Raw genomic sequence first — 13,346 nt, 5'->3', positions numbered from 1 at the left:
GACCCGCACCGGCGGGCGGGTCGTCCCTCAGGTCCGGTAGTCGGCGGCGAACGGTACGGACCGGGCCGAGCAGGGGTCGGCCGCGGTGCCGTCGGGCGGGCTCCAGAGACCGCGCTCGCGCAGCAGCGGCATCACGCCCTCGCCATCCACCACGCCTCCTCCAGGTGCGGGTACCCGGAGAGGACGAACTCGTCGATGCCGGCCTCGTGGTACTCCGCGATCCGGTCGGCGACCTCGGTGTGGCTCCCGACGAGCGCCGTGCCCGCCCCGCCGCGGACCAGGCCGACCCCGGCCCACAGGTTCGGCGCGATCGTCAGGTCCTCGACGGGAGTCTTGACCCCGTTGTGCAGGGCACGCATCCGGCGCTGCCCCTCCGACTCCGACGCCGCGAGCCCCGCCTGCACCCCCGCGATCGTCGCGGGGTCGAGCGCGTCGAGGAGCTTCTGCGTCTGCGCCCACGCCTCGGCGGCGGTGTCCCGAGTGATCACGTGCAGCCGGATCCCGAAACGCACGGTGCGTCCGCGGTCGGCGGCGAGCTTCCGGATCCAGCCGATCTTCTCCCGGACGGCCCCGACCGGCTCACCCCAGGTGAGGTACACGTCGGCGTGCTCGGCGGCGACGTCACCCGCGGCCGAGGAGGACCCACCGAAGTAGACCGGCGGGACCGGGTCGGGCAGCCGCGAGAGCGACGCGGCCTCGACCCGGACGTGCTCGCCGTCGAGTTCGACGGTCCCGCCGCGCCACAGCCGGGTCACGACCGAGAGGAACTCGCCCGTCCGGGCGTAGCGGGCGTCCTTGTCGAGGAAGTCGCCGTAGGCGCGCTGCTCGCGGGACTCGCCGCCGGTGACGACGTTGAGCAGCAGCCGGCCTCCGGAGTGGCGCTGGAAGGTCGCGGCCTGCTGGGCGGCCAGGGTCGGTGAGATCGAGCCGGGCCGGAACGCGACGAGGAACTTCAGGCGCTCGGTGTGCGCGACGAGCATCGCGGTGGTGAGCCACGCGTCCTCGCACCAGGCACCGGTCGGGGTGAGCGCGCCGTCGAACCCGGCCTGTTCCGCGGCCCGGGCGACCGTGGTGAGGTACTCGATGGAGGCGGGACGGAGGGCGCCGGCGGACCCGGTCGCGTTGCCGTGGCCTCCCCCGACGAGGTGACGACCGTCGCCCATGGTGGGCAGGAACCAGTGCAGGGTGACTCCCATCCGGGAGACGGAACAGTGCCGCACCTGCCGGCGCAAGTCGGCCGGGACAGCCGTCACACGTCGTTCCACAGCGGACCTTCCAGCCGGCGGGACACCTGTCCGGACTACCAGGATCACGGCTCCCACCAGGCAGGATGCCCGTGATACGGGTCGCCGCGGCCTTGGGTGACTGCGCCGGTCACGACTACCGTGGCGTCCGTGACCGGATCGGTGCTGCTGACCACGCGAGGCCATGTCGACCTCGCGCGCGTGGCGTCGGCGCTGTGTCGTCGCTCGGCCCGTCGCCGCTGAGGACACGCCCCCCGGCCCACCGGGTCCGCCCCGCGCGACGGCCACCGGGACCACCACCGGGACCACCACCGCCGTCACGGCCACCGGAACCCGCGGACCCGGCCCCAGCGGCCCCCGACGTCCCCGCGGATCGTCGGCCCCGCACCACGGCACCCACCCGTATCCCACCCCGCCGTCGTCGCGCCACGGCGCGCCGCCGCCCCACCGGAAGGACCTCCCGTGACCACCACCTCCCCCGCCCCCACCGGCACCGTCGGCCGCGCCGCCTGGACCGACGAGCAGCTCGACGCCGTCTTCGCGCCGGTGTTCGCGCGGATCGCCGAGGGCGCGGTGGCCCGTGAGCAGGGCCGAGCCCTCGCCCACGACGAGGTCGCCGCGCTGCGCGCGGAGCGCTTCGGCGCGCTGCGGCTGCCCGTGGAGCTCGGCGGTTACGGCGCCACGGTGCGCCAGCAGTTCCGGCTGCTCGTCGACCTCGCCGCCGCCGAGTCGAACCTGCCGCAGGCGCTGCGCGTGCACTGGTGGTACGTCGACGACCTGCTGCTCGCCACCCCGGGCCCGGACCGCGACGCCCGGCTGGCGGCCGTCGCCGAGGGGCGGCTCGTCGGCAACGCCATCACCGAGCCCGGCGTCGGCGCGATCGACCGCTACCGCACCACCCTGACCCCCGACGGCGACGGCTACCGCCTCGACGGCACCAAGTACTACTCGACCGGCAGCCTCTACGCCGACCAGATCCTGGTCGCCGCCGACCTCGACGGGCAGCGGGTGTCCGTGCTCGTCGACGGCGACGCCGAGGGCGTCGTGCAGCACGACGACTGGGACGGCTTCGGCCAGCGCCTCACCGCCAGCGGCACCACCGAGTTCCACGGCGTCGCCGTCCCCCGGGAGCGGGTCCTCGGACCCGGGTACGGCACCGAGGGCCGCGGCTGGGGCACCTCCTACCTGCAGCTCGTGCAGCTCGCCGTGCTCGCCGGGATCGCCCGGCGCGCCACCGACGACGTCACCGCCTGGGTCCGCGAGCGCACCCGCACCTTCACCCACGCCCCGGCCGACCTGCCCCGCCACGACCCGCTGGTGCAGCAGGTCATCGGTCGGCTCTCGGCCGCCGCGTGGTCCTCACGCGCCCTCGTGCTGACCATCGCCGAGCAGCTCGACGTGTTGCTCGCAGCCGGCGGGGAGGACGCGGAGCTGCTCGACCGGGTGGAGCTCGACGTCGCCCACGCCCAGGCCGCGGTGATCCCGGCCGTGCTCGACGCGACCACCCAGCTGTTCGAGGTCGGCGGTGCGTCGATCACCTCGGAGAAGCTCCGGCTGGACCGGCACTGGCGCAACGCCCGGGTGATCTCGGTGCACAACCCGCTGATCTACAAGCTGCAGTCCGTCGGGGACCACGTGCTCAACGGCACCGACCTGCCCTACGCCTGGAGCGCAGGCAAGCGATGACCGACCACCCGCGACGGCTGCACCTCAACGGGTCCGGCGGTCGGGCACGGGTGCGTGGACGAGGGCTCCGTCGTCGGAGGGCTCGCCGGTCACGGGTCGGATGCGGGTCGCCCCCGCCCGGGGCCCGCGGGAGCGGGGGCCGGGCGTCCGGCACGGCCGGACGGGGCGGGCACGGTCAGCGGCGGCCGACCGTGCACAGGGGACACCGGCCGGACGTCGTCCGCCCTGCGGGTCCCTGCTGCACGGTGCAAGAGGTACCGGACGAGCGGTGCCCGGACAAGGACGGGCCCACTGTCATGAACACCACCCGCCGACTCCGTAACACCGGGCATCCGGGCACGACCTCCCGATCCGTGGGACGGGGCCGCCCGCTGCCCGGACCATGGCCGCCGTCGGCCCACCAGCTGGACGACGAGGCGGGCGTCCCTTGCCGTCGTCGGCACCGGTCGGACACGATCGGTCCCGTGACCGCGACCGCGCGCCTCGTCGCGCGCCTGCACGTGGACCTGGGTCGTACCCGGTCCGCGCTCTGTCGCTGACCAGGTCACATCCTCGGCCCCCAGCCCCACCGCGCACCGCCCGACGGCGGTGCCGGGGCCGGCCGCGCGCGCCCGTTCCCGCTGCACCGACCTCGTCCGGGAGGACACCCATGACCGCAGTCCGTCCGAAGCAGACCGTCGTTCCGTTCGTCGTGCACTCCGAGGGCACCGGGGTCTTCCAGACCCTGCGTCCCGAGGGGGACGCCGGGCACGTCTTCACCGCCGACGCCTACCCGGCCTTCGGCGGCGCCGACTCCGCACCCAGCCCGCTGTTCTTCGCACTCGGCGCCCTGACCTCGTGCAACCAGGTCACGGCGAGCCTGGTCGCGAAGGATCTGGAGATCCGCCTGGGCCGCTGGACCTTCGAGGTGCGCGGTGACCTCGACACCGCCGTGCTCGTCGGTGGCGCCGACGGCAACGCCAACTTCGACCGGGTGCAGGTACGGGCCACCGTGGAGACCGACGCGACGCCCGAGCAGTTCGAGCGCCTGGTGTCGGAGACCGCGCGGCGGTGCCCGGTCACCCAGCTGTTCGAGCGCAGCGGCCTGGAGTTCACCAACGACTGGACCCCCGTGGCGCTGCCCGACGCCGGCTGATCCGGCACCGGCGTGCCGCTCCCCGCACTGCAAGGGCGGACCGGTCGCGCACGGGAACCGTGCGACCGGCCCGCCCGCCGCACCGGGAAGCGGCCGGAGGGAGGGTCGGGTCAGGCCGCGGCGGTGAACCCGGCCGCGCGGCCGGCGTCGGACGGGCCCCACAGCGTCGTCGACACCTCACGGCGCACCAGCGGGATCACCTCGGTCGCGAAACGGGTCAGCACCTCGTGCTGGCGCGCGTAGGGCAGGACCGGGTTGACCGACACCGACTGGACGTCGTGGCCGTAGGCGGCGTGGTAGTCCAGGATCTTCGCCGCGACCCGCTCCGGGCTCCCGACCAGCGCGGGGCCGTGCGCCACCGCCTCCTCGACGGTCGCGAACGAGGTGGCCTTGCCGGGGCGGTCGTCGCCGGCGTGCGCGGCCCGCATCTTCGCCGCGAACCCCTCGTAGACGGGGCGGTACTCGTCGATCGCCTCGGCGTCGGTGTCGGCGAGGAACAGCCCGTCCGAGCCGGAGCCGACGTAGCCCCGCGCCGGGTCGTGGCCGTGCTCGGCGAGCTTGTCGCGGTAGCGGTCGATGAGGACCTTGTAGTTCTCCCGGGGCTGCAGCGCGTTCGCGGAGAAGATCGGGTCGCCCCAGCGGGCGGCGAGGTCGACGGCGGCGGTCGAGGTCGCCGAGCCGTGCCAGACCCGGAACGGGCCCGCGAACGGCCGCGGGAACGTGGTGACCCCGGACAGGTCGGCGTGATGGGTACCTGCCCAGTCCACACCGGACTCGCGGAGCAGACGTCGCAGCAGCTCGTGGTTCTCGGTGAGGTACTCGTACTGGCGGCCGAGCTCGAGCCCGAACATCGGGAAGTGCCGGTCCTCGTTGCCCTTGCCGATCACGATCTCCAGCCGGCCACCGGAGAGCTGGTCGACCGTCGCGTAGTCCTCGGCGACGCGGACCGGGTCGAGCAGCGACAGCACCGTCACGCCGGTCGAGAGCAGGATCCGGGACGTCGCCTGGGCGATCGCGCCCAGCAGCACGGTCGGCGAGGACGAGACGAACTCGCCGGCGTGCCGCTCGCCGACGGCGTAGGAGTCGAACCCCAGCCGCTCGGCGAGCACCGCGGTGTCCACCACCCGGCGCAGCCGCTCGTGGGTGTCGACGATCTCGCCGGTCACCGGGTGCGGGGCGTGCGGAACGATGTCGAGAACCTGGAACCTCATGGGAAGCACCGCCTCGCGCGCGGGCGCGCCGCACGCGTCGTCACCGGACGTGCCGGGTGGGGCCGGGCGCCGGCGGGACGCGGGTGCGCCGGGGGCGTCGCGGCCGGACCGGGCCGCCGCGCGGGCCCGCGGACGGGCGGCGCGGCGGGGCGGCCGGCACGACGTCGACGGTAGCAAGCCGCGCCGGGGTTGCGCCGCCGTCGAGGGCAGGGCGACGATCGGAGGGCGACCGGCGTCGCCCGGGCCGGACCTGCCCGCGGCGCACCGCCCGAGCCCGCACCCCGGTCCGCCTGCGTCCCGCGCCGGGCCCGCCGGGGCGGACACCGTCGCCCGGCCCGGTCGTCGCGACCGCCCCGGGTCCGGAGGTGTGCCGCCGTGCCCGTTCCCCTGTCCGTCCTCGACCTCTCCCCGGTACCGGCCGGCTCGACCGTCCCGACGCCCTGCGCGACACCCTCGATCTCGCCCGCTCCGCCGAACGGGCCGGCTACGCCCGTTCTGGCTCGCCGAGCACCACCTCAACCCGGGCGTCGCGGGGGCCTCGCCGGCCGTCCTGATCGGCGACGATCCGGGTCGGCTCGGGCGCGGTGCAGACCGGGCACCGGACCCCGCTGTCGGTGGTGGAGGACTTCGGAACCCTCGAGGGTCTGCACCCGGGCCGCATCGACCTCGGCCTGGGCCGCTCCGGCGGGTCCCGGCTCCCGTCCCGCGAACCGGACGGGCGCGGTGACCGGCTCGTCGACGGTGTGCTGATCCCCGCCCCGGTGTCGCTCGCCGGGATCGCGTCCTCCCCCCGGTTCCGCGCCCAGGCGGCGGCGCTGCGCCAGCCCGGGGCCCAGGTGCCCCCGTACGAGGAGTTCCTCGACGCCGTCGACGGGCTGCTCACCGGCACCTGGACGCCGGGCGGGGTGGAGGTCCGCGCCGTCCCCGGCGAGGGTGCCGCCCTGCAGACCTGGGTGCTCGGGTCCAGCGGCGGGGAGAGCGCCGTCCTCGCCGGGCGCCGCGGGCTGCCGTTCGCGGCGAACTACCACGTCAGCCCGGCGACCGTGCTCGACGCCGTGGCCGCCTACCGGCACGCGTTCCGGCCGTCGGAGCGGCTGGACCGCCCGCACGTGATGGTGTCGGCCGACGTCGTCGTGGGCCCGGACGACGCGCACGCCGCCAGGATCGCGGCGGGCTTCGGCCCGTGGGTGCACAGCATCCGCACCGGGGCGGGCGCCATCCCCTACCCGCGCCCCGAGGACGCCGGTGCGCTCCCGGCCGACCCGGCGCTGGTGACCGACCGGGTCGCGACCCGCTTCGTCGGCGGCCCGGCCACCGTCGCCGACGGCCTGGAGCGGCTGCGCGCCGTCACCGGCGCCGACGAGCTGCTCCTGACCACCATCACCCACCGGCACGCCGACCGGATCGCGTCCCAGGAGCTGCTGGCCGACGAGTGGGCCCGCCGCGGCTGAGCTCCCACCCCGCGGGAGCCGGTCCGCACATCCCCGGTCACCCGTCCCGCGGGACGGACGCCGTTTTGTCACGGTACGGACGCCGTGGTCATCTGGACGCATGAGCACCGGTCGGCGCAGCCCGTCACGCACGGTCGCCGTCGGTCCGGGCCGCGACCTCACCCCCCGCCGCCACGTGGATCTGCTCCGCCTCGCTGGCTGCACCTGTCGCTGACCGCGGCCGCCGCGCCGCCCCCGCCCGTGCCGCGGGCCGCCCGACCGGGGCCGCCCCGACGTGCGCCCACCCCTGTCACGACCACGAGTCCCGGGAGCCCCCGTGTCCACGACCTGGACCTCCGCACCGGCCGACGCCGTCGCGCCACCCACCACCCCGTCACCACCCGGGCCCGCGGGCACCGCCCGCAGGCTCCGTCGCCGGCCGGACCTGCGCCGCTGGATCTCCCCCGTCGCCCTGATCCTGCTGTGGCAGCTCGCCTCCTCGACCGGCCTGCTCGCCGAGGACGAGCTCGCCTCGCCCCTGCGCGTGGTGACCGCCGCCGTCGACCTCACCCGCAGCGGGGAGCTTCCGGAGGGGCTGCTGGTCTCGCTCGCCCGGGTCGCGACCGGGCTGGTCCTCGGACTGGTCGTCGGGGTCGGGCTCGGCGTGGTCTCGGGGCTCTCGCGCTGGGGCGGGCTGCTCGTGGACCCGCCGGTGCAGATGCTGCGCACACTGCCGCACCTGGGCCTGGTGCCGCTGTTCATCCTGTGGTTCGGCATCGGGGAGCTGCCGAAGGTGCTGCTCGTCGCGCTCGGCGTGCTGTTCCCGATGTACCTCAACGTCCACTCCGGGGTCCGCGGGGTGGACCCGAAGCTGCTCGAGGCGACGTCGGTGTCCGGGTTCACCCGCGCCGAGCGGCTGCGCCACGTGGTGCTGCCCGGTGCGATGCCCTCCACCCTCACCGGCCTGCGGCTGGCGCTGGGGATCGCCTGGCTGTCGATCATCGTCGCGGAGACGACCTCGGCCGACGCCGGCCTCGGCTACATGATCATGAACGCCCGGGAGTTCCTCCGCACCGACGTCATCGTCGTCGGCCTGGCGGTGTACGCGCTGCTCGGCCTCGGCACCGACGCCCTGGTGCGCCGGCTGGAACGCCGCGTCCTGGGCTGGCGCCCGGCCGGCCCGGCGGGGGCCGACCGGTGAGCGCCCGCGTGCACGACCTGGTCCGCGAGTTCGACGGCCGCCGGGTCCTCGACCGGCTCGACCTCACCATCGGCGACGGCGAGTTCGTCGCCCTGCTCGGCCGCTCCGGGTCCGGCAAGTCGACGCTGCTGCGGCTGCTCGCCGGGCTCGACGACGCCTCCGACACCGGGGTCTCGGGTACGGTCGAAGTCCCCGGCTCGGTCGCGGTCGCGTTCCAGGAGCCGCGGCTGTTGCCGTGGCGCACGGTCCGCGACAACGTCGCGCTCGGCCTGCACCGCGATCTGGGCGGCGACACCCCCGCCGGGGTCGCCGACGCCGCGCTCGCCGAGGTCGGGCTGTCCGCGCGCGCCGACGCCTGGCCGCTGACCCTGTCCGGCGGCGAGGCCCAGCGGGCGTCGCTGGCCCGGGCCCTGGTCCGCGAGCCGGACCTGCTGCTGCTCGACGAGCCGTTCGGCGCGCTGGACGCGCTGACCCGCATCACCATGCACCGGCTCGTCCTCGACCTGTGGCGCCGGCATCGCCCCGGCGTGCTGCTCGTGACCCACGACGTCGACGAGGCTCTGCTGCTCGCCGACCGGGTGCTGGTGCTGGCCGACGGCCGGATCGGCGACGAGCACCGCCCCGGCGGCCGCCCCCGCGACCCGGAGCGGCTCGCCGCGCTGCGCCGCACCGTTCTCGACGAGCTCGGGGTGGCCGACGATGCGGCCTGACGCCGGCAGGTCCACCCCCGCGGCGAGCATGCGACCCCACCGGATGCACCCCACGGCGCCGCACGGCGGGCCACGACGACGCGGCCGCGCCCCGACCGCCGTTCATGATCACCGGTCGTGGAGCATCCGGTCCGCCGAGTGGTCGCTCCGCTCCACGACGGGTGGTCACCGGGGGTCCCGGGCGGTCACGGTGCTGCTGGTGGCGCTGGCGATCGTGCTCAGCGGGTGCTCGTCGGTGCCGGTGGACCGGCCGCCGGTGCAGCCGGCCGCCAGCCCCGCCGGGGTGACCCTCGTCGTCGGGGACCAGAAGGGCGGGTCCCGGTCGCTGCTGCGCGCCGCCGAGCTCCTCGACGACGTCCCCTACCGCATCGAGTTGCGCACCTTCACCGCCGGTCCCCCGCTGATCGAGGCGGCCCGGGCCGGCGCGATCGACGTCGGCGGCACGGGCAACACCCCGGCGATCTTCGCGGCCGCGGCACGCGCCCGCGTGCAGGTCGTGTCGGCCAACCGAGGCAACGTCACCAGCGACGCGATCCTCGTCCGCCGCGACTCGCCGATCCGCTCGGTGGCCGACCTGCGCGGGACGCGGATCGCCGTCGGGAAGGGCACCTCGGCGCACGGGCAGCTGCTGTCCACCCTGCGGGCCGCCGGGATGACCCTCGACGACGTCGACCTCACCTTCCTCGCCCCCGCCGATGCCTACGGAGCGTTCCGCCAGGGCGACGTCGACGCCTGGGCCGTCTGGGACCCCTACACCTCCCAGGCCGAGCTCGACGACGGCGCCAGGATCGTCGCCGACGGCACCGGCACCGCGAACGGCTACGGCTTCCAGGTCGCGTCCAACGCCACCCTGGCCGACCCGGCGCGCAGCGCCGCGCTGGCCGACTTCCTGGCCCGGCTCGCGGCCGCGCAGGTCTACTCCGACACCCACCGCGAACAGCGCGCCCGGGTCTGGAGCGAGGAGACGACGATCCCGCTGCCGATCACCCGACGCGCCGTCGCGCGCGGCACGGACCTGCCGGTCCCGCTCGACGACACCGTCGTCGCCTCCCAGCAGGCGCTCGCCGACGCGTTCTCCGAGGCCGGGGTCATCCCGGGCCGGGCCGACATCGGCGCGTTCGTCGACCGCCGCTTCGAGGCGACGACCCTGGCCGCCGCCCGGGACGGCATCCCGGGCACCCCCACCGACCGACGGACGGGAGCACGATGAGCATCGTCCCGCACTGGTTCCTGCCCACCTCCGGCGACGGCCGCACCATAGTCGCCCGCCGGCACGCCGACCGCGGCGAGGCCGGGTCGACGGCCCGCGAGGCGGACATCGGCTACCTCGCCCAGATCGCCCGGGCCGCGGAGGCCCAGGGCTTCCACGGCGTCCTCACGCCGACCGGCACGTTCTGCGAGGACGCCTGGCTGACCACGGCCGCGCTGCTGCGCGAGACCCGCACGCTGCGCTACCTGGTCGCGTTCCGGCCGGGCGTGCTCTCCCCGACCCTCGCCGCCCAGATGGCCGCCACCTACCAGCGGGTCTCCGGCGGCCGGCTGATGCTCAACATCGTCACCGGCGGCGACGCCGTCGAGCAGCGCCGCTTCGGCGATCACGCCTCCCACGACGAGCGCTACGCCCGCACCGACGAGTTCCTCACGGTGCTGCGCGGCGCCTGGTCGCCCGAGCCGTTCGACTTCACCGGCGCCCACTACGACGTCGACGGCGCCACCACCCTCGCGCCGCCGGACCCGCTGCCTCCGGTCTACTTCGGAGGCTCGTCCGACGCCGCGCTGCCGGTCGCCGCCCGGCACGCCGACGTCTACCTGACCTGGGGCGAGCCACCCGCGGCCGTCGCCGAGAAGATCGGGCGGGTCCGCAAGCTCGCCGACGACCTGGGCCGCAGCCCACGCTTCGGCATCCGGCTGCACGTGATCACCCGCGACTCCGCCGACGAGGCGTGGGCCGAGGCCGCCCGGCTGCTCGACGCACTCGACCCGGCCGAGATCGAGCGCGCCCAGGCGACCCTGCGGGCCAGCCAGTCGGTCGGGCAGCAGCGAATGCTCGCGCTGCACGGCGGCTCGGCCGACGCACTGACGATCGCGCCGAACCTGTGGGCAGGGGTGGGCCTGGTCCGGGGCGGTGCGGGGACCGCGCTGGTCGGGTCGCACACCGAGGTGGCCGACCGGATCGCCGAGTACCACGAGCTGGGGGTCGACGAGTTCGTGCTGTCGGGCTACCCGCACCTGGAGGAGGCCTACCGGGTCGGCGAGGGCGTGCTGCCCGAGCTGCGTCGGCGTGGCCTGCTCGCCGAGCCGCCCCGCTAGCGCCCGGGCCCCGGGTCAGCGGAGCCAGTCGGCCAGGTCCCAGCCGGTGTGCTCCGCGACCCGCGGCACGTCGTCGGCGAACAGGGGCAGTACGGCGGCGCGCTCCGCTGCGGTGGGGCCGCCGGTGCGGCCCTGCACGTCCGGGCGCACATGGTGGCGGGGCACCCCGGTGACCACCCCCGTCGCGACGCCGAGGAAGGCGCACACCCGGTCCGCCGTGCCGGCCGGGTCGTCGCGCAGCTCCCGGTAGCGCAGCAGCAGCACCTGCTCGCGGGGGAACAGCGTGTCCAGGTGTGCGAGCTGCTCCCCGTAGCGGCCCTGGGCGGCGTAGTGCCAGAAGTGCGCCCAGCCGGCGTCGATGCGGCGCTGCTCGTCGCGCAGCGCGGTCCGGAAGTCGGCCTCCGGCTCCAGCCCGGCACCGCGCAGGTGCGCCCAGTTCGAGTGGGCCCGCTCCACCGGGTCGCGCAGCACCGCGACCAGCCGGGCCCGGGGCAGCAGCCGGGCGATCCGGTTCTGCGCGGCGGTGTCGTAGAGGTGGAACACCGTCGACTCGCCGCACCGTGCACCGGGCGGGGCGGCGTCGAACAGCGCCTCGTAGTCGGTGCGCCGCCACACGTGCTCACCCCACGTCGGGACGTCGCCGGGGCCGCCGCCGGAGGTGGGCGGCGGACCGTCGGTGAGGAAGAACTTCGGTTCCTTCGGCTCGGACAGGAACAGCTCCGGGTGCCCGGAGAGGGCACGGTGCAACGCCGAGGTGCCGCACTTGGCGGCGCCGAGCAGCAGGAAGTCGGGCAGCCGTCCCACTCAGACCGTCCCGGCGACGGGCACCGGCGCGACGAGCAGCTCGGTGCGCAGCTCGTGCGCCCCGTCGGCGCGTGTGACCTCGTAGAACAACCGCCACCCGCCACCGGGGGCGGCCACCACCGACAGGTAGCGCAGTCCGCCCGCCCCGTGCGGGGAGGCGGCGACCGGACCGTCGCCGTCCGCGGTGAACTCCCCCGGCGCGCCGGTACCGCCGCGGGCGAGCCCGGTGCGCTCCTCCCAGTTCTCCGCCGCGGTGGCGCGCCCGTCGTAGGTCGCGGCCCAGCGGCCGTCGACCCGGAAGACCGCGGACACCCGGACGCCGCGCGCGTCCCAGCGGTCCGGGCGCGGGCGCAGCGCGGTGCCCGCGTGGCTCCAGGCCAGCCCGTCGGGCGAGGTGTAGTGCTCGGTGGTCATCCGGTCCTCGTGGCCGGGCAGCTCGAGCGGGTGCACCGAGGCCCACAGGTGCCAGAGGCCGCCCTCGCGCACGACCACCGGGTCCTTCACCGCGTGCCGGTCGTCGCCGGGCAGCACGGTGCGCCGGGGCGCGGTGGGCAGCTCCTCGACGGTGGCGGCCTCCAGCACGTCGATCCACCAGTGCTTGGAGTCCGGTGTGGCGCAGGAGACGTAGAGCCGCCACCGGCCCTGCTCGGTGCGCACCAGCGCGGGCCGTTCGAGCGACTCGGCGCCGAAGCGGTCCTTGGTGACCTCGGCGACCGGGGCGACGGCGACGCCGTCGGCCGACCGCGCCAGGACGACGGCGAGGCCGCGGCCCTCGGTGAGTGGGGCCCGCAGCCGGTAGGCGAGTACGTAGCCCCCGTCGCCGTCGGGGACCGCCGACGGGGCGCCCGCCCAGTGCCCGGCGCCGTCCCCGGGCGGTGCGACGGCGACGGCGGCGCCGTCCAGACGTGGCAGGGGCAGCGGGGTGCTCATGCGGTCTCCCGGGTCGTGACGTCGCGCGGTCCGGCCAGACCACGGTCGATGAGGTGGTCGACCAGCAGCGTCACCGACCCGGCGACCGGCTGGGTGTGGGCGGGCAGCACCAGGTCCGGCGACGGCGGCACCTCGTACGGGTCGTCGACGCCGGTCAGGCCGGTGATCTCCCCGGCCCGCTGCATGGCGTAGAGGCCCTTCACGTCGCGCGTGGCCGCGACCTCCACCGGGGTACTGACGTGCACCTCCAGGTAGGTGGTGCCGTTGTCGGCGTGGGCGCGCCGCACGTCGTCGCGCACGTCGGCATACGGGGCGATCGCCGAGACCAGCACGAGCACGCCGTTGCGGGCGAGCAGTTCGGCGACCCAGCCGATCCGCCGGATGTTGATCGCCCGGTCCTCCCGGCTGTAGCCGCGGGCGGCGGCCAGGTGCGGGCGGACGGCGTCGCCGTCGAGGACCTCGACCCGCAGGCCGCGGGCCCGCAGGACCGGTTCGCAGGCGTGGGCGATGGTCGACTTCCCGGCGCTGGGCAGGCCGGTGAGCCAGACGGTGGCGCCGGGGGCGGGAAGGACGTCCGTGGGGGGCATCGCGCAGGTCTCCGCGAGAGGCACCCGGCGGCGGAGGGGCTCCGGGGCCGGTGGCGGGTCGCGCGTCACGGCGGTGACGGCCGGCCCGCGCGGGGACG

Annotated in this window: 13 protein-coding genes and 1 pseudogene; 9 read left to right on the top strand and 5 right to left on the bottom strand. The window is 75.9% G+C overall.

The annotated features are described in order from the left end of the window. Positions 1–27 precede the first annotated feature (27 nt). Positions 28–1,196 (bottom strand): annotated as a pseudogene (locus DMP15_RS11530) (LLM class flavin-dependent oxidoreductase). 198 nt (positions 1,197–1,394) lie between these two features. On the opposite strand from DMP15_RS11530, the gene DMP15_RS11525 reads away from it, so the two are divergent. The 3 genes from DMP15_RS11525 (at position 1,395) to DMP15_RS11515 (ending at position 4,065) form a co-directional block, all read left to right on the top strand. Beyond that, positions 1,395–1,487 carry a putative leader peptide gene (locus DMP15_RS11525; RefSeq protein ID WP_337825862.1) on the top strand — a complete coding sequence of 31 codons (93 nt, stop codon included), beginning with the start codon at positions 1,395–1,397 and terminating at the stop codon, positions 1,485–1,487. A 219-nt stretch (positions 1,488–1,706) separates the two neighbouring features. Further along, positions 1,707–2,930: an acyl-CoA dehydrogenase family protein gene (locus DMP15_RS11520; RefSeq protein ID WP_337825861.1), complete on the top strand. Its 1,224-nt coding sequence runs from the start codon at positions 1,707–1,709 to the stop codon at positions 2,928–2,930. Positions 2,931–3,579: 649 nt separating this feature from the next. Further along, positions 3,580–4,065: an OsmC family protein gene (locus DMP15_RS11515; protein ID WP_062396272.1), complete on the top strand. Its 486-nt coding sequence runs from the start codon at positions 3,580–3,582 to the stop codon at positions 4,063–4,065. Positions 4,066–4,175: 110 nt separating this feature from the next. On the opposite strand, the gene DMP15_RS11510 is transcribed toward DMP15_RS11515, so the two are convergent. Then, the gene (locus DMP15_RS11510) at positions 4,176–5,276 is read right to left on the bottom strand and encodes an LLM class flavin-dependent oxidoreductase (protein WP_337825860.1); all 1,101 of its coding nucleotides are present in this window, start codon (positions 5,274–5,276) and stop codon (positions 4,176–4,178) included. Between the two features lie 584 nt (positions 5,277–5,860). Here DMP15_RS11510 and DMP15_RS11505 point away from each other — a divergent pair. The 6 genes from DMP15_RS11505 (at position 5,861) to DMP15_RS11485 (ending at position 10,927) form a co-directional block, all read left to right on the top strand. Continuing rightward, positions 5,861–6,727 carry an LLM class flavin-dependent oxidoreductase gene (locus tag DMP15_RS11505; RefSeq protein WP_337825859.1) on the top strand — a complete coding sequence of 289 codons (867 nt, stop codon included), beginning with the start codon at positions 5,861–5,863 and terminating at the stop codon, positions 6,725–6,727. A gap of 100 nt (positions 6,728–6,827) precedes the next feature. Continuing rightward, positions 6,828–6,941 carry a putative leader peptide gene (locus tag DMP15_RS30345; RefSeq protein ID WP_443217629.1) on the top strand — a complete coding sequence of 38 codons (114 nt, stop codon included), beginning with the start codon at positions 6,828–6,830 and terminating at the stop codon, positions 6,939–6,941. 102 nt (positions 6,942–7,043) lie between these two features. After that, complete coding sequence (locus DMP15_RS11500; RefSeq protein WP_443217628.1) at positions 7,044–7,907, top strand: ABC transporter permease; 864 nt, start codon at positions 7,044–7,046, stop codon at positions 7,905–7,907. Beyond that, a complete protein-coding gene (locus tag DMP15_RS11495; RefSeq protein WP_337825858.1) occupies positions 7,904–8,617 on the top strand; it encodes an ABC transporter ATP-binding protein in 714 nt (237 codons plus the stop codon). The genes DMP15_RS11500 and DMP15_RS11495 overlap by 4 nt, the downstream gene beginning before the upstream one ends. Before the next feature lie 199 nt (positions 8,618–8,816). Then, positions 8,817–9,827: an ABC transporter substrate-binding protein gene (locus DMP15_RS11490; protein WP_337825857.1), complete on the top strand. Its 1,011-nt coding sequence runs from the start codon at positions 8,817–8,819 to the stop codon at positions 9,825–9,827. After that, on the top strand, positions 9,824–10,927 hold the full coding sequence (locus DMP15_RS11485; protein ID WP_337825856.1) for an LLM class flavin-dependent oxidoreductase: 1,104 nt from the start codon (positions 9,824–9,826) through the stop codon (positions 10,925–10,927). Before DMP15_RS11490 ends, DMP15_RS11485 begins: the two co-directional genes overlap by 4 nt. A gap of 15 nt (positions 10,928–10,942) precedes the next feature. Here the strand turns inward: DMP15_RS11485 and DMP15_RS11480 are convergent, their stop codons facing one another. The 3 genes from DMP15_RS11480 to cysC are packed head-to-tail and all read right to left on the bottom strand — an operon-like array spanning position 10,943 to position 13,248. Beyond that, complete coding sequence (locus DMP15_RS11480) at positions 10,943–11,731, bottom strand: sulfotransferase family protein (protein WP_337825855.1); 789 nt, start codon at positions 11,729–11,731, stop codon at positions 10,943–10,945. Next, a complete protein-coding gene (locus DMP15_RS11475; protein ID WP_337825854.1) occupies positions 11,732–12,661 on the bottom strand; it encodes a hypothetical protein in 930 nt (309 codons plus the stop codon). Beyond that, on the bottom strand, positions 12,658–13,248 hold the full coding sequence (gene cysC / locus DMP15_RS11470) for an adenylyl-sulfate kinase (RefSeq protein ID WP_337825853.1): 591 nt from the start codon (positions 13,246–13,248) through the stop codon (positions 12,658–12,660). The genes DMP15_RS11475 and cysC overlap by 4 nt, the downstream gene beginning before the upstream one ends. Positions 13,249–13,346: the final 98 nt, after the last annotated feature.

Source organism: Pseudonocardia sp. UM4_GMWB1 (genome assembly GCF_017312155.1).
GTDB classification, from domain to species: Bacteria; Actinomycetota; Actinomycetes; order Mycobacteriales; family Pseudonocardiaceae; genus Pseudonocardia; species Pseudonocardia alni.
This window is presented reverse-complemented; position numbering and strand designations above follow the sequence as displayed.